A 22,577-nucleotide genomic window follows, 5' to 3' on the forward strand; every position below is an offset into this window, starting at 1 on the left:
GCCCTTATAATGATTTCTGAACGACTAAGTCTTCTTTAGGCTCGGCAATTTTAACTTTCATGCCTTTCTGAGGATACTCAGGCAAAGTAGTCACTAACTTATCTTGATTTTGTAGACCTTCGCTGATCAAAAAATACGCATCTTCTTCACGTAAAATTTCAACTCGTTGAGGCTGCATCTGTTGTTCTTCGTCTAATAACCAGATAATGCGGTTATTCACTAGTTCTTGGGGTAATCGATAAACCTGATTTAGCGTTCTTCCGGCAAAACTCACTTCCACATAATGGCCAAATTTTAATGCTGGAAGAGAAGACTTTAAACCGTAAGGGTCTTCTATTCTCACTACCAACTGACTCATGCGTGTACTTTTGTCAATAATGCCCAGATCACGGGTAACCATACCCTTGCGTACAATAGGGTTGTAACCTTTGGTACTGATAGTGGCTGGTTGCTGGGTAATGTCGCTGGGTAAAAACTCTCTGTCGAAGCCAGCAATAGGGAAGGATACTTCTGCAGATTCAATATTATACAGCTCACCTACTTGGGAACCCTGATTAACGTATTGCCCAACGCCTAGCTCACGACTAACCACTAAGGCATCATAAGGGGCTTTAATCGCACAATTATCTAAATCGCGTTGTGCGATTTTAAATCTCGCTTGAGCTGATTTTATGGATGCTTGGGCGCTTAGCATTTGTGGTTTACGTAAATACAAGTCAGAGACTTTACTTCCTTTTGCTTCACGTTCGGCTACTTCTGCTCTGGCTTGTTCTTCAATTAGACTTGCTCTAGCTAAGCTAAGGTCAGCTTCGGCCTGTAATAAAGCGGCTTCATAAGTGTCCATCTCAATAGTAAACAGGGTGTCACCACGCAACACTAAACCACCTGGTACAAAGTTAGGATGCCAAGTGAGTACTTCGCCTGATACCTGAGCTGAAACCATGGTACTTTCTAGAGGTTTTACCTCTCCGTAACTGGTTATTCTAACTTGATAATCTTCTGCTATGGCTGTTTCAATTTTTACCGTGGGGCGCACGTCTACTGGCTCATTATCATCATCCTTATCGCCGGAAGCCTTTATAGCAGTCATGCCGCCAACACCAATCGCCAGTATTACTAAGGGTAATATTCCTTTAAACCACTTTTGTTTCATTCTGTTTTGCCCTAACTGGAATTTTATCAAACCATAGTAACTTACGAGAACCAAGATACATAAGTTGATTTGTAAAAATGTGTGATTTTTATCCCGATGTTTGATGAAAGTTGCACGAGCTGTAGTGTAAATAAAGGCTGAATTTATTATAGTGAATGATATTAAATCATCTAACAATCGAAGATACCTATGAAACGTTGTGCCTTTTTATCCATGGACAGTCTTGAAGACTTCTTTGCTTACGATCACATGTTATTTGAACCGTTAAAAGCAGCTGGTTGGTTAGCCGAAGAAGTATCTTGGCGAAAAACGGATGTTGATTGGAATGTCTACGATGTGGTGGTGATCCGCACAAGCTGGGATTATCAGGATGATATCGAGGGATTTATGGCATGTTTACAACGTATTGAAGCTTCCTCAGCTCTATTGCAAAACAGCTTAAAAATTGTCGAATGGAATATTAGTAAAAATTACTTAAAAGATTTACAAAGCCAAGGTATAAATATTGTGCCTACGCTTTGGTTTAACACGTTTGTTTTGGCTGAATTACAGCTTGGTTTTAGTCATTTTGATACACCAGAAATAGTCATAAAACCTTTAGTGAGTGCCAACTCAGATCATACTTATCGATTGACGTCAGAAAACCTCAAACAGCAAGCTGACCAGCTAAAGGCCGTTTTTGCTGCGCGTGAATTTATGCTGCAGCCTTTCTTGAATGCGATTGTAGATGAAGGTGAATACTCACTTTTTTATTTTGCTGGGCAATATAGCCACAGCATTTTAAAACAACCAGAATCAGGTGATTTCAGAGTACAAGAAGAGCATGGAGGGCAGCTCAAATCGATTCAACCATGTGAAGAGATGCTGACCACTGCAAGACACTGTTTAGCGGCTTTGCCAGCTGATGTGTTATATGCACGGGTAGATTTGGTGCGCTATAAAAATGAATTTGCTGTCATAGAAATAGAGTTAATCGAGCCATCGTTATATTTCAATATGGACGCTGAGTCCCCGCAACGATTTGTCGATGCTTTTATAGAAATGTGTTGATTTGTTATGGATAGATATCAATTAAGAACAACTTGTTTTTGTTAATTAAATTGACATGGAGGAGTGTCTGTTGGCGCTAGAGTTAAAAGATGTCAGCTTGCTGGTGGAAGAGTAGTGTAATCTCTAAGACGTTTGACTCGGGTTTGAAGCTGGGTCGTTCAACGTGCCAGATCACCCCAAACCTGCATAACTATGGTGGAAGTATATTTCTGACGTTGCTAGTGGCGAGAGTTCAGAGCAAAAAGCGTTAGACGGACTAGCAGTTGCCCAAGATAAGGTGATGCAACAATTAGAACGGGCCAATGTACAAGGAGAGTGTGGACCTAAATTAAATAAACCAAGAGATCTCGAATATTGGTTAGCGCAACTTGGTTCGCCAAAAGTTAAATTAGCCAATGAAAAGCCTCAAGGCCAGATGGTTGCCTATGCTCAACTTTTAAAAAGTTAAAAGGGAGAGTAACTGTTGTATTTACCTGACTCTAAGAAAAAAAACATGTTGATGCTCTGATAGCAATAAAATAGAGCAGGTAAACCAATTATTATTAGCTGGGGTTCATCGCTATAAACTTAAGTGCTACGCCATTGTTACACCAACGTTTGCCGGTGGGCTTAGGCCCATCATCGAACACATGGCCCTGATGTCCACCACAGCGGACACAATGATATTCGGTACGTGGCCAAATCATTTTATAATCTGTTTTGGTCTCCAAATGTCCAGGTATGTGAGTGATAAAACTCGGCCATCCTGTACCGCTTTCAAACTTCATCTCTGACGTAAATAATGGTAAATCACAACCTTCACAGGCATATATGCCCTTGTCATGCTGTTGATTTAGGGCGGATGAGCCAGGGCGCTCTGTTTGCTCATCTCGCAGCACCTTAAAGGCAGCTGAACTAAGACGTTGTTGCCATTCTTGCTCACTCAATTTAATAGGTGTTAACACTAAGCTACCACTGTAGCCCTTAGGTAATAACTCGCGCCATTCCTGCTCTACTGAAAGCGCAGTTTTGGTTTTTTTGAACGTGGGCTCAGCAAAAACCGAAAACATGGTGCTACCTAATCCTAGGCTAGCGGTGACTGCAATGGTTGACGTGATAAATTTTCTACGGTTCATAAGGCGCCTCTTTTTGTAACTCATAAGTAACTAGACCGTAAATTGCAGTATTTATTTCTAAATAAAAGTAGAAATAAAATATCCGAGCCAAATAAAGGTTCAGGATCAATTTGAGTAAGTTGCGCTCTAGTTTAGATTGTAATTAATATAAATTTGTACGAAACGACTTAAAAACATGTTCAAAATTTTATTGTCGCTTATGACTTGCGTGATAGATGCCGTAATTCAGTTTTCGGACTAGAATGACAATATAGTCGCGAATTCCCCAATGTTTTTAAGTGCGAACGAGCGCATTGTCTCACTGCCTGTCCACCAAACATAATTACCAAGCCACCCATAACAATTTGACTAATTATCAAGACAAGCTAGGCTTTGATTAGGAAATAAATCAAAGGATTGATGTCGTGGCTCAACCTCGTAGCAGTCAAATTAGTTTATTGGATACCCCTTATTATCATTGTGTTTCCCGCTGCGTAAGGCGCTCTTTTTTGTGCGGTATAGATAATTATTCAGGGCAAAGCTATGAACATCGCCGCGGCTGGGTTGAAAAACGATTGTTATTTTTATCGTCCGTGTTTGCCATAGATTTGTGTGCCTATGCGGTGATGAGTAATCACGTACATGTGGTGTTACATGTGGATGTGAAACAAACCCAAGTGTGGTCAGACTATGACGTTGTTCAGCGTTGGCATCGCTTACACAAAGGTACATTACTCACTCAAATGTTTGCTCGAGGAGACACGATAGGCAGAGGTCAAAGATTAACCTTAGATAACACTATCACCGAGTATCGCAGACGTTTACATGACATTAGCTGGCTGATGCGAAATCTAAATGAGTACATTGCCCGGCGGGCCAACAAAGAGGATGAATGTACGGGCAGGTTCTGGGAAGGACGATTTAAATCACAAGCGTTGTTAGATGAAGCTGCATTATTGTCCTGTATGGCTTATGTTGACCTTAATCCTATTCGAACCAAAATAGCGAAGACACCAGAAACTTCAAAGCACACCAGCATTAAAAAACGTTTAGAGTCGATAAAACAAAATACACCAACACATTCATTGATGCCCTTTGTGGGTAACGAAAGACAACATATGCCCAAAGGTATCGCCTTTTCCCTCAAAGATTACTGCGAGTTAGTCGACATCACAGGCAAGATAATCAGACATGATAAAGCAGGGCATATTGACCATCAAGCGCAACCCATACTCCAAAGACTAGGTATATCAGACGAACAATGGCTCACCCTGACCACTGAGTTTGAAAAACACTTTTGTTATGCAGCAGGGGCAGAACAATTGATGAATCAGTTTAAAGAGCACACAGGTCATCAACGTATTCGAGGCATAGGGAAGGCCAAAACCTTGTTACGCTGCGCTTAACTTCAATTAGCTAGTCAAATTATTACTAATTTGGCACATCTATGTGTGAAAATCCCTTAAAGTCCATTTACTCATACAAATGACTAGAAACTTTCGACCTGCTGTATAACTGCTCCATAAATCCATTTATGAACTAAATATCAACTTGGTTTTTTTAGATTTTTATTTAAGTTTATAAGATGGGTGGCTAGATAAATTTTTAAGTTTATAAGATGGGTGGCTAGATAAATTTGTTAGTTTATAAGATGGGTGGCTAGATAAATTTGTTGCTAGATAAATTTGTTCTGAAACAAGATGTACCAGAGCGTACTATCAATATTGCTTTTGGCTCGAAAGTCGCCGTCACTCCGATTTTGATATAGATGAAAAGTCTGTGCTTGTTCAGGGTGCTGTTCATCTGTGGCGACTTTTTGAATAGTGGGTGGGTAACAGAGGTATTCGAGATCAGAGTATGTTGATGCTTTGTTCTTAATTTAGGGAGTAACTGCAATTCGCTGATTTTTATTTAATCTATTACTTTAGATTCCTATGTAGACGTTTCATAGGCTCTGAATTTGCAGGTTCCATAATTGAGTGCATTTGATTAACGATTTAAAATAGTACATGCCTATGCAGATAACTCAGGACTAAACTGTACTGTATATACAAACACCCTGTATAGGTAACCATTACCATGAACATGCCAGAAGCAAGCTTTTTAGCTTGGCAAAAACAGTTTAGTACAGAAGATGATTGCTTAAAATACTTGCAACAAATGAAATGGCCAAATGGCTTTATTTGCCCTGATTGTGGCAATAACCATAGCTATGAAATTACAAGTCGTCATTTATACGAGTGTACGCAATGTAAAAAGCAGACCTCAGTCATGTCAGGAACACTTTTTCACGGCAGCAAAATCACTTTGAACCAGTGGTTTTGGGCTATCTATTCTCTTGGCTCTGATAAGGGAAGTATCTCAGCACTGAGACTCAGTAAATTAATAGAAGTCAATTGGCGAACCGCGAGGCTGATTTTAAAGAAACTTAAAACGGCTATGGGGCACAGAGATAGTTTATATCAATTAAGTGGCACAATAGAGCTAGACGACGCTCTGGTTGGCGGTAGACAAAAAGGCAAACGAGGACGCGGAGCAGCAGGAAAAAAGAATGTGCTGATAGCCTGTGAAAGTAAGGATAAAAAAGCAGGATTTATCGCAATGGCAGTGGTCGATAGCATTTGTCATTTTAGCGTGAATGAATTCGTCAAGAAACACTTGAAACAAGGCCAACAAGTTCATTCTGATGCATTGCCGGCATTGAATATTATAGGTCAAACAGAAAACTATGAGGCAAGAGTAACCCCGGGTTATTTAGTTGATGAATGGTTACCGTGGGTACATATAGCCATCGGCAATTTAAAAACGTTTTTGTTAGGTACGTTTCATGGTGTAACCGGAAAATACCTACAAGAATACTTTGATGAGTTCTGTTATCGGTTCAATCGTCGATTTATCGAAAAACAAATACCTAACCGATTGTTAAACTTAGCAATAATTCACTTACCTGTAAAATCGACCTGAGCCAGGTGAATAGACATAAAATAGTAAGAGATGTAACCAATTAAATCACCTGAAATTTGGGCCATTTCTGTCTTAATTTCTATCCCAACAAACAGTTCAACTAACCTTCTAAATCACAAATACAATATTTTTTGAAATCACTATCTTATTTTGGAAAGTGGAGTAGTATCCGCGAATTCAAACGCTCTCAGTCTATTTCAATGGTCATTGGTTTTCACGAACAAAAAGAAAAGCGCCTATTAATCCTGTCTTTCTATGTGGCTGGGTTATTTGTTTTTGTTGCTTTTGGTTTTGCCCTTATTACTCATTCTGATGCTATTTTATTTGACGGTATTTATTCTCTTATTTCTTTTTTCATGGCTTTGTTAACGTTGAAAGTGGCTAACCTTGTGCAAATGCCCGACGATGATAGATTCCACTTTGGCTATACCGCCATTGAACCCACTCTTAATCTATTTAAGTCATTAATTATTATTGCCACTTGTTTGTACGCTGTTGTTGGGTCTATAAATAGTTTGATGACGGGGGGCAATTCTGCGGAATTTGGGCTGGCGATAATTTATGGTGCTATAGCAACAGCAGCCTGTTTTGCAGTATCCAGTTATATGAAACATCAAGGTAGTATTTTGCGTTCAGATTTAGTTGGCGTTGATGCTCATACTTGGTTTGTCGACGGAGTGCTAAGTGCATCAATATTACTGGGTTTTGGTCTTGCTTATTTTATCGAAAAAACTAGTTTTGCCAGTTATGCCCCCCTGATCGATCCATTACTACTTATTTTATTGGGTACTGCGATTTTACCAATACCAGGCAAAATTATGCTCGATAGCCTCAAAGAAGTCATTAACAAAGCACCGCCTGAAGCTGTTACTGCAGTAATTGAGAAAAAACTCAAGCAAACACTTTTAGCTGTTCCTTATGAACATGTTGAAGTACGTATCAGCAAACGTGGAAGAGATCTTTATATATTGGTACATATCATAGTTAATGAGTCATTTTCAGTTGCCACTATTAGCGAACTCGATGACATTCGAATAAGTTGTGAAGCAGCAATGCGCGATTGGAACCCATCGATTATCATGGATATTTTGTTCATTAAAGATCCAAAGTTGGCGGGATAGACTGAATTAATTTGCGTAACCCATTTTTTGTGGTTAAGAATTTTAGCAACTGCGACATTGCTACAAAGTAAATCCGTTTACTGTGCCCTTAGGTCAATTTTGCAGATGTTCAAAATGTTCCCGACCATTTTGTCTGGTTACTCTATTTTTTGCTGTTGACCCTATTTACGGGATAAATAGGGAACAGCTTTAGCTGGAGTGAAAGGTAAAGTTCATGGATGTAGTTTATAAAAAAGAGTAGCTGGTTAGAAAGAATCCTAGTCAAAAACCATCATGGATGATGGCGCGAAGCGTGCATTTATTCTTTATAAAGAATAAATGTTTTGCACTAACCCGTTGAGCTTACAGCACCCCAGTCGCACTCATTATCAACCGAATACCTAACCCAGCAGTCACCATCACCACCATTACACCCAGCGTATTGCCCAACCACTTATTTACATATTGACCTAATTGTTTTTTCTGGTTCATTACCACCAGCAGAAAAATCGCAATAATAGGCAGTAACAAACCATTGGCAAATTGTGCAGTTAATATAATGCTAATGGGTTTGATGCCGGTTAAAGCCAAGCTTGCACCACTTAAAATGACGCTAAGGGCAATCCACTTAAAAATACGTGATGAAGTGCCACTTTTAATCCCTAATATTTCTGTCACTGCGTATGCGGTGGCTAAAGGTGCGGTGATTGAACTGCTTAAACCCGCCGCAAAAAAGCCCATACCTAACATGGTTTTTGAAAACGAACCGAATAGTGGTTCTAGTTGCATCGCCATGTCACCGGCTCCCGATATGTTCAAACCGCTGCCAAAAATGCTGGCTGCGGCGGTGGAAGCTATCAATATGGTAATCAAGCCACCTAGACCAATGGCGGTGGCTGTATCTGCACGAGCATGATTCAAATCGTTGACAGATGACCATTTGGCTTTTACCGCAGAGGCATGTAAAAAAAGATTGTAGGGCACGACTGTTGTGCCAATAAGAGCGATTACGGTTAACAGACTACCGTCTGGAATGTTGGGTGTGGTAAGTCCTTTAAAAACTGCCGTTAAGTCTGGTCCTACTGAGATAAAAGTGGCAATAAATGCCAGTGCCATCAGCGCTACTAACATAAGTAACATACGTTCAATCTGTTTATATGAGCCGCGCCACAATAAAATACCCGCTAACAGCGAAATTACGATAACAAAAATGCGGTAGAGCGACTGACTCTCATCTGTTAGTGCTTGAATGCCTAATGCCGCGCCAGATAAATTGCCAGCTTCGTAAGCTGCGTTACCCAGATACAAGGCCACCATGATCAAACTAAATAGTGGCCACTTCCAAACAGATTGATTCAGCATAATTCGCAGTGTTTCGCCTAAACCTTGTTGGGTGACTAACCCCAACCGAGCAGACATTTCTTGTAAAATAATGGTGGCGACAGTAGCAAACAGTAGAGCCCACAGCAGGGTGTAGCCGTAATTTGCCCCTGCTAAGGTACAAGCAGTAACGGTGCCTGGGCCAATAAAGGCAGCCGCAATTAAGGCACCTGGGCCGATATTTTTAATACGTTTTAACATAGGTTTTCACTTACTTTTTTCTTATTATGATATAGGTGGTTACATCACCCATCGGCTTTTCCAAACCCTCCACCAGTGGGTGATTGAATAGAGATACTGTCCCCAGCGTTAACAGCAGTATGCTCACATCCTGCTAAATATTTCTGCTCGCCGTTGGGTTTCGTTAACCAGTTGCGTCCAATCCGTCCCGCTTCACCGCCGTTAAGACCGAAGGGTGGGGTTATTCGGTGCCCTGATAAAATCGAGCACTGCATATCTTCTAAAAAGGTAATGGTGCGAGTAATACCGTCTCCTGCATTGTATTTACCTTTACCACCTGAATCGCGATCAATTCTGAATTCTTTGAGGATCACCGGGTAACGTTGCTCCAGTATTTCGGGGTCGGTCATACGGGTATTTGTCATATGTGTATGCACTGCGGCTACGCCGTTAAAACCTTCCCCTGAGGGCATAACCCCAGCAGGACTACCAGAACAAATTGTTTCGTAGTACTGATAACGTTCATTTCCAAAGGTAAGATTATTCATAGTGCCTTGGCTTGAACCTAACACACCTAAAGCAGCAAATAGCGCATTGGTCACCGCTTGGCTAGTTTCAACATTACCTGCTACTACCGCCGCCGGGAAATATGGATTAAGTAACGAGCCTTCAGGCACAATAATATCCAGAGCTTGCATACAGCCTGCGTTAAGCGGGACATCATCGTTAACCAAACATCTAAATACATACATCACAGCAGCTTGCGTTATGGCTTTTGGGGCATTCAAATTGTTGTTTTGTTGCTCGCTGGTGCCTGTGAAATCAATACATGCCTTTAATTTAGTTTTATCAATACTGATTTTAACCACAATGGTGGCACCCGATTCTAACGGGTAGCTAAACTCGCCATCTTCTAATCTAGCCAATACTTGTTGTACCGAGGTTTTGGCACTGTCTTGGATATGTTGCATATAAGCATAAACGGTTTTAAGACTATGCTGCTCGACCAGCTTCAGTAATTCATTTACACCTGTTTTATTAGCAGCGGTTTGCGCCATTAAATCTGCCATATTTTGGGCGATATTTCTAGCTGGATAATCACCTGAAGAAAAAAGCTTTTCAAGACGTTCAGTTTGAAAATGCCCTTGTTCAATTAGTTTTACGCTGTCTAGTAATATGCCTTCTTGGTGGATATCTGTGGCTAGGGAAGACATGGAGCCCGGTGCGATGCCTCCTACGTCTTCATGGTGGGCGCGACTGGCGACATAAAATAAAACATTGGCGTTAGCCGAGTCGAACACTGGGGTAATAACTGTAATATCGGGTAGGTGAGAGCCACCGTTGTAGGGATTGTTTTGAACAAAAACGTCGCCTGCATCGATGGATTGAGTACCATTAATAATAACTTTGACACTGGCATCCATTGAGCCTAAATGCACCGGCACATGTGGTGCGTTGGCAATCAAGTTCCCAGTGGCATCAAAAATGGCACAGGAAAAGTCTAATCGTTCTTTGACGTTGACTGACTGTGACGTATTACGCAGTACTATGCCCATTTGCTGCGCGATGCTCATAAAAGCACTGTTAAATAGCTCTAGAGTGACAGGGTCTGCCTTACCTAGCGTATTTTCTTCTGAGGATGAGGATGAGGATGAAGAAGAGCCTAGTGTCGTTTTGACTTCCTCAAAGTGAAGCACCAAATGGCCGTTAACATTGACATTCACTCGCCAGTTTTTTTCAACAATGATGGTGCCCGTAGGTTCAACAATGATAGCTGGGCCTATTACCTCATGACCAAATTTAAGTGAGGATAGCTTAATTACGGGGGTCTCTAACCATTCACCTTGGCTATAAATTTGCCTGACGCTTTCTATGTTTATAGGTACGTCGCTGGCTATTGTTTGTTTGGCTTCTAAGGTTTTTTCGGCGCCACCAAAAGATTCAACAATCAAAGTATCAATCACTACGGTTTTACCAGGCGTAACGCCGGCAGACCCACCTGGAGCGGTCCCACTAAAGCCAAATTGTTGTTCATGCTGTTCTGTAAAGCGTTGTTGCATGGCTGCAAAAGTATCTATGGGGATGTTAATGCTGGTGTCGGTATTAAGGTATTTGAGCAAAGCAGTACAGTGATGAGTGATTTGGTTATTGCTTAACCCTTGTTTGTTTAAATCTTGAATGTTGGTTTGTTTAAGTTGCTCAATAGCCATATCCATGGCATGCATGTCACCACTTTGAATAAGTGAGCTTGCCACCTTTTGGCGTTCTACTTGTATATCGGCCAATCCCATACCGTAAGCTGATAATATGCCAGAATAACTATGCAAAAATATGGTTTTAATGCCTAACTTTTCAGCCACCAAACAAGCATGTTGTCCACCTGCACCACCAAAACAGTTCAGCACATAGTTGGACACGTCGTAACCACGGGCAATGGATATTTTTTTGATCGCCTGCGCCATATGTTGAATAGCAATCGCTAGAAAACCTTCCGCTACGTCTTCAGCGCAACGTCCATCGTCAATGATTTTCGCGATGTCTTCAAAAGCTTGTACTGAACTTGCCTTATCTAAAGGCTGGTTTTGTTCTGGGCCAAAAATACTAGGAAAAAAATCAGCCTGAATTTTTCCTAAACACAGGTTAATGTCGGTTACTGCAAGTTTGCCATTGCGTCGGTAACATACTGGCCCTGGAACGGCGCCTGCAGACTCAGGGCCGACTCGAAAACGCCCATCTTGATAACGTAACACTGAACCACCACCGGCAGCTACAGTGTGGATGTGTAACATAGGCACACGCATACGCACACCTGCGACTTGTGTTTCGTAGGCTTTCTCAAACTCGCCAGCATAGTGAGATACATCGGTAGAGGTGCCACCCATATCAAAGCCAATGATTTTATCAAACCCTGCTAGTTTAGAAGTGTGCACAGCACCGACTATACCGCCAGCGGGGCCAGATAAAATTGCATCTCGTCCACGAAATGTATCTGCGCTAGTTAGGCCACCAGAGGACTGCATAAATAATAATTTCGCAGGTGTTTTTTGGTTAAGCCCTTTGCTAATGTTGCGTATGTATCTTAATAATATAGGGGTGAGATAAGCATCCACTAAAGTGGTTTCACCTCTAGATATTAGTTTTTGTAAGGGACTGACTTCATGGCTGGCTGAAATTTGTTTAAAGCCAATTTCTTTGGCCAACTGCATCAGTTGTTTTTCATGCTGATTATAATGGTAGCCATGCATTAACACTATTGCAATGGCTGTTAAGCCCTGGTTAAAGGCACTTTCCAATGATTTTTTAGTTAATTCAATATCCAGCGCTTGTAAGACCTCACCGTTAGCCGTGACTCTCTCATTTATCTCCATTACCTGAGTGTACAGAATATCTGGCTTTTCAATCTTTAAGGCAAAGGTATCGGGGCGTGCCTGATACCCAATTTCAAGTGCATCTTTGAAACCTCTAGTGATCGCTAGTAACACATTGTCACCTTTACGCTCTAATAAAGCATTAGTCGCAACCGTGGTACCCATTTTGATTTTGTCGATTAGGCCATCAGGCACGGGATCAGATTGGCGGATATCCAAGATTGACTTAATACCAAATACAGCAGCATCATCATAGGCTTCTGGATTTTCTGATAGGTATTTTCTACATTGTAGGGTGCCATCTGGATGCCGAGCAATGATATCGGTGAAAGTACCGCCGCGATCGATCCAAAATTGCCAGTTTTTATAAGGTGTATGAAAGTCTTTAGTCATTGGATATGCAGTTGAGAACCTTAATTGTGATTATGCCAGACCTTATGTTTTAATCTATTAACTTGGATATAAATATATAAGTTGGCATAAACGTTATGATTATTATCACAGGTGATCTATTGATCAAAGATGGCAGCATGCAGCAAGCTATGCAAGCTTGTCAAAAACATGTTGCTCACTCGCGCACTGAGCCTGGTTGTATTAGCCATTGCGTGTATCAAGATCCTGAAAATGGATTACGTTTGTTTTTTATGAACAATGGGAAGACCAAGCTAGCATTGATGCACATTTTGTTTTACCTAGTTCACTCGCTTTTGTTGCAGCGGTAACGAAGTTGGTTTCTGCTCCCCCTAATTTGCATATTTTTAATGCCACACAAATTAAATAAACCCTTATCTAAACTTTTTGAATACTTTTAGCGACACAAGAAAGAGTAATACACTCGTTTATAAAACTGGAAAGGATTTCGTCATGAAAAAATCAATTATTGTTTGTTTAGCTTTATGCATTACATTTCTAAGCAAAGGGCTTTTCGCAGGTGGTTGGGGCAGAGCCAATTTAAGTAAAAACGTACAGTTGGCTTTAGCCGCTGACTCTATCGTTCAACTGAGTATTGATGCAGGTGCCGGTGATTTAGAGATCACAGGTGTAGCAGGTCAGTCAGAGATTATTGTCGTTGCTAAAGTGTTGGGTGAAAAATTGAATGATGATGATTATGTACTAACCCTTAAAAAAGAAGGTGATAAAGCGCTACTTATTGCCCAATTCAATAACAACACTTACAACAGTGAAAGAATCGACCTAGAAGTCAGCATGCCGTCGTCTTTGGCTTTGGTCGTGGACGATAAATCTGGTGATATATCAATTGAATCGGTCAGCAATGGACTTACGTTGAATGACCGTTCGGGGGATATTGAGTTGAGTAACATTGCAGGTCTAATGAGAATTGAAGACCGTTCTGGTGATGTGATAGGAGAAGATTTACGTGGTGACGTGAGCATCAATGATCGCTCAGGTGAGATCCGTCTGAAAAATGTTGTGGGTGACGTAAATATTGATGATTCTTCGGGCGATATTCGCGCAACAAACATATCTGGGGTCGTCACAGTTGAAGACAGTTCTGGTGATATCAATGTTAACGGTGCTGCTGATTTTAAGTTAATCAGTGATGGTTCTGGTGATGTCAGTTTGCGAAATATAAAAATGGATTTAAAGTAGCTCTAACGATAGTGAGGTCTATGCTCTTTTTGAGGCTACTCATTTATAGGTGGTTCTAGCCAGCGATAATGTAATCACGTTCCTGCTTTTTTGCTTGAGATAGAGCCTGACTAGCACGTTAATGGATTTAAAGTGATCGACATCAAAACCGACTACAGATAAATTGGAGTTGTCCCGTTTGCTAATGGCAGCAGATTGTTCAACGATGATTTTATCTAAAAATAAATAGCACAAATTAAAGTGATTGTGCGTGCTGGATTCACTTCCCGTTTGAGGCTATTTAACTCTTGGCTAATACCCCAAAGCTTATTCATCTTAATGGCAAGTAAGTTGTGTCTCGCATATTATGACGAAATCATCCTCACTTTTATTCAAACCTGCATATGATATTCTAAACTCTAGCTAACATACCCAACATACCCAACATACCCAACATAGCGACCGAGGATAATTGAATGGCACAGTGGTTAGATGCAAAAGTGGTGAGTAGAACAGATTGGAATGATCATTTGTTTAGTTTACGTTTTTCTTGTGCTGACTTTCCTAAGTTTACGGCCGGGCAGTTTACTAAAGTCGGTGTTGAACAAGATGACAAAATTATCTCTCGTCCTTATTCACTCGTCAGTGGGCCTGATGATAATGAGATAGAGATTATTGCGGTGCCTGTTGAAAATGGTTTGTTGTCTCCCAAGTTACACAAATTTAAAGTCGGCGATTCATTAAAAATCATGTCACCTGCAACCGGGTTTCTGATCCTCGACGAAGTGCCTAAAAGTCGTGATTTATGGTTAATGGCGACGGGTACCGGCGTGGGACCTTTTTTATCTATTCTAGCCACAGAGCAGGTCTGGCAGAATTATGAAAATATAATATTGGTCTACGGCGCACGTTATGACGATGACATTGCGTATAAGAAGTTGATTGCCACTTGGTCTGAGCAATATCCAGATAAGTTTCACTTTGTACCCATCGTAAGCCGTGAACATAAGGCCGATAGATTACACGGGCGTATTCCGACATTACTCAAAACATCCCTGATCCAGGAACAAGTAGGCTTGGATATCCATGCTGCTCATAGTCAAGTGATGTTATGTGGCAACCCAGCGATGATCGAGGAGGCCACACAAACCTTAATGGAATTGGGTTTATCGAAACACCTTCGCCGTTCGCCGGGGCAAATATCTTTGGAGCGGTATTGGTAGAAAAAGATTAGCTGCCAGTAATGGATTTCTAACGAGTAAAGTAGGGTAAAACCGTTATCTATGGGTTAAGTTGTTGCGGAGCCACTTACGGATGTAGCGCCTTGATCCTTGCTGAAGACCAATTCATGGATTGTTGAAATAATGCTGCGGCTTGGGTGGAATCAACACAGACTATTTGGCAGTGTGGATCTATTTTATCCCACTCTGCGTTTTCAAATAGTTCACATAATTTTAATATGTCTGCAAATTTGCCCACTCGGTTAACAATGGCTTGTTTCATTTCTAATGATAGTGGCAGTTTATCCATCAGTTCCTTAATGTCGCCATCGACCATTGCATCAAGCAAAGACAATAATCCGGTCAAAAAGCCGGAAGACTCTGAATCGCTTGGTGTAACATTCTGATCCACTAACTCACAGAACCTAGCTCTAACTAAAGCCATAACGGTTAATTCTTGTGGTTTATTTTGAGAAAATTGTGCACTAAACAGAAGCGAAACACAGCGTTTAAGCTCTTGCATACCCAATACTACAACCGCTTGCTTAATCGTTTCAATTACTACCGCTCGCTTAAATATGGGCGATTGTGAATAGCGTAATAATTTAAATGATAAATGAACATCGCCTTCGAAGATTGAAATTATCGCTGTGATCTCAGGTTCAGCTTTGTTGACTTCAGCCATAAGATGAATAACAGATAATTGAGACGGGTTAAAAGCAACCGTTTTAATAACATTGGGCTTGCTAAAAAAATACCCTTGAAAGTATTCACAACCGATGTCTAAAGCATGATGATAATCTTTATAGGTTTCAACCTTTTCAGCCAGTAACTTGATGTGAGGGAAAGGAGCTAAGGTGGCTAATATTTTTGTAAACTGAGCTTCCGATGTTATTGAATAATCCAGTTTTATGATATCTATATAAGGAAAAAAGTGTAGCCAAATTGGGTTATGTTCATAGTCATCTAAAGCAATGGTGTAACCTTTTTCTTTTAAATCGATACAGATTGCGAGTAATCTTTTCTCAGGTTTTGCAGTCTCTAAAATTTCAACCACAATTTGCTCACAAGGAAGCAATAAAGGGTAGCCTTGGATTAATGAGTCTAGGGTGAAATTGATAAAGGCTACAGAGCCTTCCGTCAAACTCTGTAACCCTAGATTAAACTCCAAACCGTCGATGATTTTTGCGGTTGCCTCGTTGCCATTAATGTCCGGAAATATGTTTTCTAAACTATCTCGAAATAATAATTCATATGCATGTAACTCCTTATTTTTATTTAAAATTGCTTGGCGTGCTACATAAAAATTCACTAAATTACCTTTAAAAATATTTATAAAAATACAAGAGTAAAACGATCAAATACCGTTCATTTAGGTTTTATCCAGCTTTATAAATGATTACTTTTGTACCCTCATTATTTAGAATTACAATCTGTCTTGGCATAATCAGCGCTATTTTTTTGTCAACGCTTATAATCTCAAGTCAGAATAACCTAAACCTCTGGTTACGTGTTGCACTGTGTCCATAGATGTTTGTCATATATCCACAATGACGTTCATACTCATCAATAACCTTGAAGACATAAATTCACCTTACACTAAATAATTGAGTTTAAATTTATTTCTCAGACACTCGGTAACATTGACTGTGGCCGTTATTTAGCTATTTCACATGACTGGGCACAAGTGTTGCTTTACAACGTTAAAGTAAAGTTAATTACAAGGACTCGATAAACATCAAGATATGCAAAAACGTAATGCTAATATATTGGAATAAAGAGAGTGCGTATTTAACAGCCTCTTAATTTCTGTTATGACAACCACACTAGCAGTTACCCAAATGAATCAAACTCCAACAAAATCGGAGCCTGTTGAATAGGTAAGGGATGTGGCTTATTCTTGCTATCCTCAACAAGCTCCAAAGGAGTCTAGGCATGACTGCTCGATTTTCAGAAAAAACAATCATTATCACTGGTGCATCTGCAGGTGTAGGCGCAGCCTGCGCTCGGGCTTTTGCAGCACAAAAAGCTAACCTAGTATTGGTGGCTAGGGGTCAAGAAGGACTGGACTTAATTAAACAGGAATTGTCGACTCAGACAAAAGTACTTACCGTAGCAATGGACGTATCAGATACCGAGCAATGTTTGGCTTTGTTTGCCAAAGCTGAGCAAGAATTTGGCAGCGTTGACGTGTTGGTGAACAATGCCGGCATGCACAGCAGAGGTAACCTTGAGACTATCTCTCCAGAAGACGTAGGTGCAATGGTTGATATCAATCTTCGGGCTCCTCTGATGCTGTCTTGTGCGGCTATTCCGTATCTGCGCCGTGCTGGTGGCGGTGGTATTGTTATGGTTGGCTCACTTGCAGGCATGGCTCCTTTACAGGGGGCGGCAACCTATTCTGGCACTAAAGCTGGGCTGCGTGCATTTGCCTATGCCTTAGCTGATGAGATGCAAGGCACGGGCATACATGTTGGAGTCGTTTCTCCTGGGCCGATTGATACTGGCTTTATTATGGATGAGATTGATAACGTTGAAGATATTGTCTTTTCCCAGCCTATGAGCAGTGCTGATGAAGTAGCTGATGCAGTGTTGAGAATAGCTGCAGGGGATAAACTAGAAATCCCTATGCCAGCTTCCAGCGGCAGGATGGTAAATTTAGCTTATTTGTTTCCTTGGCTACGTCGTTATTTGCGTCCAAAACTATATGCTAAGGGACGTAAAAATAAAGATAAGTATCGCAGTCGAAAGAATCAAAAATAACTTTTTCATGCATATAATGAAACCGAATTATATCGACCAATACAGTTTTTACCCGGTCATATTGTTGAAATGTATGTTTGAGTGCCTATCAAATATAGACACTCAAATATGACTGATATTGATATAGAGGAACTAAAAAGACCTCTTAACCTATGGCTGCTTATGACCGCCATGCGATCAAAACGATCTGATTTTAATTGTCATCAAGAATTTAGATCGGACATGCAATGAAACGTTACTTATCATCTGTCGTAACGTTGATTATGTTCTCGAGCAATGTCGAAACCAGTGCAGAATAAAAACCAACTCAGACCCATGAGCATGGTGCTGAGCAACCACAAATAGCATTGAATCATGGCGAAAAGTGGAAGATCAATGAAAGCTTACATACTGGTATGACTCTTATCAATCAAGAAATCATTAAAATCTAGATGCTATTCATGTTGACCATTTCCCTAAGCAGCAATATGCGAAACTTGCCATTAAGTTAGACTCGCAGCTTACTTACCTTTTTGAAAATTGTAAGTTGCCAACCCAAGCAGATGCACAATTACATATTGTTGCTAACAAGAATTGCGTAGGGTATTGCGATTATTAAGCAATAAAGTAATAAAAAAACAGGGGGTTATATTAGTTATGCAACATTAATGGACTATCCAAATTATTTTGATGATCTTGCTTGGCAGGATCTGCAGCATTAATCAGTGCGACAGCTAACAGTAAATCATTAAGTAGTGATTCTGTATGAAAAGCGTGATGTAACTGACCTGGATGTTGGATTGTTAAATAACCTGAATTCGGGTTAAGACGTGCCGCGTCCCTAGAAGTAAAGACAATATAAACAATAAGTTAGATGCTGCCAATTGGTTTGCATAGACATTGAATGCATCCAGTGTTGCTATTATTGCGTTTATCGAGGCGAATTTGTGAGGGAATAGCGCGTAATTGTGAGCAAGTTAAGCGAAGATAGGCGCGATAATAGTGGTGCTGGACGGTATGGCTTATCCCGAGCTCAGGTTAAATATTACAGCAGCAGTTATCGAGACAACGGTGCTCGCAGCACATACCTTTGATGCCAAATATTAGCTTTGGCGCAACCAATAAAAACCGACTTTCGTCGGTTTAAAACTATACGCTTGAACCTTAACTGTTGCCTTTACCAAACCAATTCAACTTCTCATGCAAACTCACCACCGAACCCACAATAATTAAAGCGGGTGGTCTAATTTCTGCGGCTTGTGCCTTTTGCTGTATATTTTCTAAGGTGCCAGTCACCACTTTTTGTTGTGGGGTAGTAGCAGATTGCACCATGGCGACGGGCGTAGTGGCTGCAAGACCATGTTTAACTAACTGTTCACAGATAATAGGTAAACCTGTCAAACCCATATAAAATACTATGGTTTGGTCTGGTTGAGCTAAGCCTTGCCAGTTTAGGTTGATGCTATTGTCTTGTAAGTGTCCGGTTGCAAAAACCACTGATTTAGCGTGATCTCTATGGGTCAGCGGTATACCTGCATAACTGGCTGCGCCGCTGGCTGCAGTAACACCGGGGACAACCTGAAAACTAACGCCATGTTTGATTAGAGTTTCGAGTTCTTCTCCGCCTCTACCAAAGATGAAAGGGTCGCCGCCTTTTAACCTGACTACGCGATTACCTGCTAAGGCTTCTTTGGCTAATAGTTCATTAATTTCATCTTGAGGTATTGTGTGTTTACTTTTAGCTTTGCCTACATAAATTTTTTCTGCATCGCGTCTTACCAGCTCGAGTATTTCTGGTGAAACTAAGCGGTCATAAACCACAACGTCGGCTTTTTGCATTAAACGTAACGCTCTAAATGTCAATAAGTCAGGATCGCCAGGGCCGGCGCCTACAAGATACACTTCACCGACTGTTTTACTGGCATCGGGGGTGTTTAACTTTTCCAAAAATTTTTGTTCAGCAACTTGTTCGTTACCTTGTAAAATATTTTCGGCTATATCGCCATCTAACACGTCTTCCCAAAAATAGCGGCGTTCTGTCACTGATTTAAAACGTTTTTTTACAGTCTCCCTGAATTTTTCTGAAAACTGACCTAATAAGCTCACTTTTTGTGGGATCACAGATTCGAGTTTTTGCCTTAAATATCTGAGTAATACTGGCGCTACTCCACCGCTACTCATAGCAATAATGATGGGTGAGCGGTCAACAATAGAGGGAGTAATAAATTGGCAAAGTGGAGTGTTATCTACCACGTTGACTAAAATCTTTTGGGCACGCGCTTGGTCGTGAATTTGCGCATTAAGTTCGCTGTTATCTGTAGCCACAAAAACCATTTGTCGGTTGCTAAGATCTGACTCGGTATAAGGTCTAACAATAAGCTTAATTTTTTCTTCTCTAGCAAATCGCTGCACTGTATCGCATGCCCAAGGGGCTACGACTGTGATATTCGCAGACGTTTTTAATAGTAATTCCACTTTGCGTGCGGCTACTTCTCCAGCGCCTACGACCAAACAGGTTAAGTCTATGGTATCTAAAAATATCGGGAAGTATCGCATGTGTTATTACTCATTAAGATTATGTGATTATTGTGCCCTTTCAGACTGGAAGTGCAAACCAATTAAAACAGAATTGATATTCCATTAGGTTATTAAAAAATAGCAATGCTGATGTTGGAGGTATAAAAAAAGGCCGTATAGGCCCTTTTTTCATTATTTTAAACTAAAAGTTTAGTCGCGATTATCTGGATTACCACGTTTCTTTGGTGGTAGTTCAGACCATTCACGCATACCTAAGCTTCGGCCTGCAACACGTGTCTTTTGTAAGGTATCGTGAGTTGCTTTGGGCATATCATTAGGCAAATCTACAGTGCTGAAATTATCGTAGATTTCGATAGAGCCGATATTTTTACTACTGATGTTGGCTTCGTTAGCGATAGCGCCCACTATGTTGCCTGGTTTAGCACCATGAGTATGACCTACTTCTATACGATAACGCTGCATTCCTTCACTAGGTGGTCCAGATTTGCGTTCGCGTTTAACACGCTCAGCACCACCACGCTCACCACCACGTTCAGGACGAGCACCGCGATCTCTTGGCGCTCGGTCATTTCTATCGTTACGATCATTTCTTGGAGGCGCAGCATTTAAATCTGGACGGTCACTGTCTCTAAGGATAAGTGGCTCATCACCTTGAGCGATTTTGGCTAATGCGGCCATGATCACTTCTGGCGCAGCTTCAGTCTCCGCTTGAATTGATTCAACGATAGGGATAAGTGTCTCAATTGATGCATCACCTATGGCTTCAATCACACTGCTTTTGAAACGAGATAAACGTGTTTCATTAAGTTGTGAGATTGACGGGATAGTCATTGCATCGATTGTCTGCCTAGTGGCGCGTTCGATAGAAAACAACATACGTTTTTCACGGTGTGAAATAAATAATATTGCATCACCTTCACGACCAGCGCGACCAGTACGGCCAATACGGTGAACATATGATTCGGTATCGTAAGGAACGTCAAAGTTGATTACATGGCTAACACGTTCAACATCAAGACCACGAGCTACCACATCTGTAGCAACTAGAATATCAATTTTGCCTTTCTTCAAACGGTCAACGGTTCGTTCACGTGAGTTTTGTGGAATATCACCGTTAAGTGGTTCAACCGCATAACCTCTAGCAGAAAGTTTTTCAGCCAATTCCATGGTGGCTGTTTTAGTACGTACGAAGATAATCACACCATCAAAGACTTCTACTTCTAATATGCGTGTCAGGGCTTCTAATTTGTGATGGCCCGCTACTTGGCAATAACGCTGACGAATGGTACTCGCTGTGGCAACTTTGGATTCGATTTTGACTGATTTAGGGTCGTTTAAATAACGTTTCGTTATTTTACGAATAGCATCAGGCATAGTCGCTGAAAACAACGCAGTTTGACGCTCTTTTGGAGCATGCCCCAATATCCACTCTACATCATCAATGAAACCCATACGTAACATTTCATCAGCTTCATCGAGTACCAAAAACTTCAATTTATCAAGTTTCAGGGTGCCCTTTTTAATGTGATCTATTACACGGCCAGGTGTGCCGACAACAACTTGTGTGCCACGTTTCAGCTGGCGAATTTGGTTATCGTAAGATGAACCGCCATAAATAGGTAAAACGTTAATTTTCTTAAGAAAGCTAGCATAAACCTGAAAGGCTTCGGCTACTTGAATGGCTAACTCTCTGGTAGGAGTTAATACCAATAATTGGGTGCTTTTATCATCAGGATCAATATTGGCCAACATAGGCAGGGCAAAAGCAGCGGTTTTACCGGTACCTGTTTGCGCGGTGCCTAATAAATCATGGCCTCCAATAATAAGTGGAATACATTCTGCTTGAATAGGTGTGGGTTTTTCATAGCCGACCTTGTCTAATGCTTGCAGCAGTTCTTCGGGTAGATTTAAATCTCTAAATGTTATTTCAGATGTGGTGGTGGTCATCAATTTTCCCAGGGTACAGGCAGGCACAGCGTTATTTGAATCGGTAGTACAATTTCTAAAATCAGTAATACAATTATCTAAGGCGAAGCCGGCGTGGTTTCAAAGGTCAAATTATATTCGATATTCAACATTTACTCCATGTAATGCTTTGTTTAATTGCATTATTTTTAGAAAATGCCATTTTGTGATGCGATATTTTGTGGTTTATTGTCAATGATGTTGCATAAATGTCATAAAGTTAGAGTGAATTT

At 40.8% G+C, this 22,577-nt stretch carries 17 protein-coding genes; 10 read left to right on the plus strand and 7 right to left on the minus strand.

What is annotated here, in order from left to right; genetic code table 11:
- Positions 1-4: 4 nt before the first annotated feature.
- On the minus strand, positions 5-1,153 hold the full coding sequence (locus C427_RS01515) for an efflux RND transporter periplasmic adaptor subunit (protein WP_007637877.1): 1,149 nt from the start codon (positions 1,151-1,153) through the stop codon (positions 5-7).
- 189 nt (positions 1,154-1,342) lie between these two features.
- On the opposite strand from C427_RS01515, the gene C427_RS01520 reads away from it, so the two are divergent.
- Positions 1,343-2,203: an ATP-grasp domain-containing protein gene (locus C427_RS01520; protein ID WP_007637876.1), complete on the plus strand. Its 861-nt coding sequence runs from the start codon at positions 1,343-1,345 to the stop codon at positions 2,201-2,203.
- Between the two features lie 280 nt (positions 2,204-2,483).
- Complete coding sequence (locus C427_RS26640) at positions 2,484-2,651, plus strand: hypothetical protein (protein ID WP_007637874.1); 168 nt, start codon at positions 2,484-2,486, stop codon at positions 2,649-2,651.
- Positions 2,652-2,745: 94 nt separating this feature from the next.
- Here C427_RS26640 and msrB read toward each other — a convergent pair whose 3' ends face one another.
- Positions 2,746-3,318 (minus strand): peptide-methionine (R)-S-oxide reductase MsrB, encoded by a 573-nt coding sequence (gene msrB / locus C427_RS01525; RefSeq protein ID WP_007637873.1) that lies wholly within the window; start codon positions 3,316-3,318, stop codon positions 2,746-2,748.
- Positions 3,319-3,722: 404 nt separating this feature from the next.
- Between msrB and C427_RS01530 the strand changes: the two genes are divergently transcribed.
- The 3 genes from C427_RS01530 to C427_RS01540 all read left to right on the plus strand — a co-directional run bounded on the left by C427_RS01530 (position 3,723) and on the right by C427_RS01540 (position 7,382).
- On the plus strand, positions 3,723-4,703 hold the full coding sequence (locus C427_RS01530) for a transposase (protein ID WP_007637872.1): 981 nt from the start codon (positions 3,723-3,725) through the stop codon (positions 4,701-4,703).
- Positions 4,704-5,376: 673 nt separating this feature from the next.
- Positions 5,377-6,261, plus strand: a complete 885-nt coding sequence (locus C427_RS01535; RefSeq protein ID WP_015430293.1) for an IS1595-like element ISGps1 family transposase — start codon at positions 5,377-5,379, stop codon at positions 6,259-6,261.
- Positions 6,262-6,461: 200 nt separating this feature from the next.
- The gene (locus C427_RS01540) at positions 6,462-7,382 is read left to right on the plus strand and encodes a cation diffusion facilitator family transporter (protein WP_007643950.1); all 921 of its coding nucleotides are present in this window, start codon (positions 6,462-6,464) and stop codon (positions 7,380-7,382) included.
- A 342-nt stretch (positions 7,383-7,724) separates the two neighbouring features.
- On the opposite strand, the gene C427_RS01545 is transcribed toward C427_RS01540, so the two are convergent.
- Complete coding sequence (locus C427_RS01545; RefSeq protein ID WP_007643948.1) at positions 7,725-8,942, minus strand: Nramp family divalent metal transporter; 1,218 nt, start codon at positions 8,940-8,942, stop codon at positions 7,725-7,727.
- Positions 8,943-8,986: 44 nt separating this feature from the next.
- Positions 8,987-12,682 carry a hydantoinase B/oxoprolinase family protein gene (locus C427_RS01550; RefSeq protein WP_007643945.1) on the minus strand — a complete coding sequence of 1,232 codons (3,696 nt, stop codon included), beginning with the start codon at positions 12,680-12,682 and terminating at the stop codon, positions 8,987-8,989.
- Positions 12,683-12,777: 95 nt separating this feature from the next.
- Here C427_RS01550 and C427_RS01555 point away from each other — a divergent pair, with 95 nt between their 5' ends.
- The 3 genes from C427_RS01555 (at position 12,778) to C427_RS01565 (ending at position 15,102) form a co-directional block, all read left to right on the plus strand.
- The gene (locus tag C427_RS01555; RefSeq protein ID WP_015430294.1) at positions 12,778-13,011 is read left to right on the plus strand and encodes a putative quinol monooxygenase; all 234 of its coding nucleotides are present in this window, start codon (positions 12,778-12,780) and stop codon (positions 13,009-13,011) included.
- Between the two features lie 142 nt (positions 13,012-13,153).
- Positions 13,154-13,900 (plus strand): DUF4097 family beta strand repeat-containing protein, encoded by a 747-nt coding sequence (locus C427_RS01560; protein ID WP_007643941.1) that lies wholly within the window; start codon positions 13,154-13,156, stop codon positions 13,898-13,900.
- Positions 13,901-14,355: 455 nt separating this feature from the next.
- Positions 14,356-15,102 carry a ferredoxin--NADP reductase gene (locus C427_RS01565; RefSeq protein WP_007643939.1) on the plus strand — a complete coding sequence of 249 codons (747 nt, stop codon included), beginning with the start codon at positions 14,356-14,358 and terminating at the stop codon, positions 15,100-15,102.
- Between the two features lie 85 nt (positions 15,103-15,187).
- Here C427_RS01565 and C427_RS01570 read toward each other — a convergent pair whose 3' ends face one another.
- Positions 15,188-16,411 carry an EAL and HDOD domain-containing protein gene (locus C427_RS01570; protein ID WP_007643937.1) on the minus strand — a complete coding sequence of 408 codons (1,224 nt, stop codon included), beginning with the start codon at positions 16,409-16,411 and terminating at the stop codon, positions 15,188-15,190.
- Positions 16,412-17,034: 623 nt separating this feature from the next.
- Here C427_RS01570 and C427_RS01575 point away from each other — a divergent pair.
- Both C427_RS01575 and C427_RS28050 read left to right on the plus strand, forming a co-directional pair.
- Positions 17,035-17,862, plus strand: coding sequence for an SDR family NAD(P)-dependent oxidoreductase (locus tag C427_RS01575; protein ID WP_007643934.1), 828 nt, complete (start codon positions 17,035-17,037; stop codon positions 17,860-17,862).
- A 947-nt stretch (positions 17,863-18,809) separates the two neighbouring features.
- The gene (locus C427_RS28050; protein ID WP_007643932.1) at positions 18,810-18,935 is read left to right on the plus strand and encodes a hypothetical protein; all 126 of its coding nucleotides are present in this window, start codon (positions 18,810-18,812) and stop codon (positions 18,933-18,935) included.
- Between the two features lie 70 nt (positions 18,936-19,005).
- On the opposite strand, the gene cysG is transcribed toward C427_RS28050, so the two are convergent.
- Together cysG and C427_RS01585 are read right to left on the minus strand one after the other, a co-directional pair.
- The gene (gene cysG, locus C427_RS01580) at positions 19,006-20,397 is read right to left on the minus strand and encodes a siroheme synthase CysG (RefSeq protein ID WP_007643931.1); all 1,392 of its coding nucleotides are present in this window, start codon (positions 20,395-20,397) and stop codon (positions 19,006-19,008) included.
- A gap of 171 nt (positions 20,398-20,568) precedes the next feature.
- Positions 20,569-22,326 carry a DEAD/DEAH box helicase gene (locus C427_RS01585; RefSeq protein ID WP_007643927.1) on the minus strand — a complete coding sequence of 586 codons (1,758 nt, stop codon included), beginning with the start codon at positions 22,324-22,326 and terminating at the stop codon, positions 20,569-20,571.
- Between the last annotated feature and the right edge of the window lie 251 nt (positions 22,327-22,577).

Origin of the sequence: Paraglaciecola psychrophila 170 (assembly GCF_000347635.1) — a bacterium.
GTDB lineage: Bacteria > Pseudomonadota > Gammaproteobacteria > Enterobacterales > Alteromonadaceae > Paraglaciecola > Paraglaciecola psychrophila.

What these genes read in the sequence shown, in the direction of transcription:
- C427_RS01515 (WP_007637877.1), bottom strand. Translation starts at nt 1,153, where the DNA reads ATGAAACAAAAGTGGTTTAAAGGAATATTACCCTTAGTAATACTGGCG.
- C427_RS01520 (WP_007637876.1), top strand. Translation starts at nt 1,343, where the DNA reads ATGAAACGTTGTGCCTTTTTATCCATGGACAGTCTTGAAGACTTCTTT.
- C427_RS26640 (WP_007637874.1), top strand. Translation starts at nt 2,484, where the DNA reads ATGCAACAATTAGAACGGGCCAATGTACAAGGAGAGTGTGGACCTAAA.
- msrB (WP_007637873.1), bottom strand. Translation starts at nt 3,318, where the DNA reads ATGAACCGTAGAAAATTTATCACGTCAACCATTGCAGTCACCGCTAGC.
- C427_RS01535 (WP_015430293.1), top strand. Translation starts at nt 5,377, where the DNA reads ATGAACATGCCAGAAGCAAGCTTTTTAGCTTGGCAAAAACAGTTTAGT.
- C427_RS01540 (WP_007643950.1), top strand. Translation starts at nt 6,462, where the DNA reads ATGGTCATTGGTTTTCACGAACAAAAAGAAAAGCGCCTATTAATCCTG.
- C427_RS01545 (WP_007643948.1), bottom strand. Translation starts at nt 8,942, where the DNA reads ATGTTAAAACGTATTAAAAATATCGGCCCAGGTGCCTTAATTGCGGCT.
- C427_RS01550 (WP_007643945.1), bottom strand. Translation starts at nt 12,682, where the DNA reads ATGACTAAAGACTTTCATACACCTTATAAAAACTGGCAATTTTGGATC.
- C427_RS01555 (WP_015430294.1), top strand. Translation starts at nt 12,778, where the DNA reads ATGATTATTATCACAGGTGATCTATTGATCAAAGATGGCAGCATGCAG.
- C427_RS01560 (WP_007643941.1), top strand. Translation starts at nt 13,154, where the DNA reads ATGAAAAAATCAATTATTGTTTGTTTAGCTTTATGCATTACATTTCTA.
- C427_RS01565 (WP_007643939.1), top strand. Translation starts at nt 14,356, where the DNA reads ATGGCACAGTGGTTAGATGCAAAAGTGGTGAGTAGAACAGATTGGAAT.
- C427_RS01575 (WP_007643934.1), top strand. Translation starts at nt 17,035, where the DNA reads ATGACTGCTCGATTTTCAGAAAAAACAATCATTATCACTGGTGCATCT.
- cysG (WP_007643931.1), bottom strand. Translation starts at nt 20,397, where the DNA reads ATGCGATACTTCCCGATATTTTTAGATACCATAGACTTAACCTGTTTG.
- C427_RS01585 (WP_007643927.1), bottom strand. Translation starts at nt 22,326, where the DNA reads ATGACCACCACCACATCTGAAATAACATTTAGAGATTTAAATCTACCC.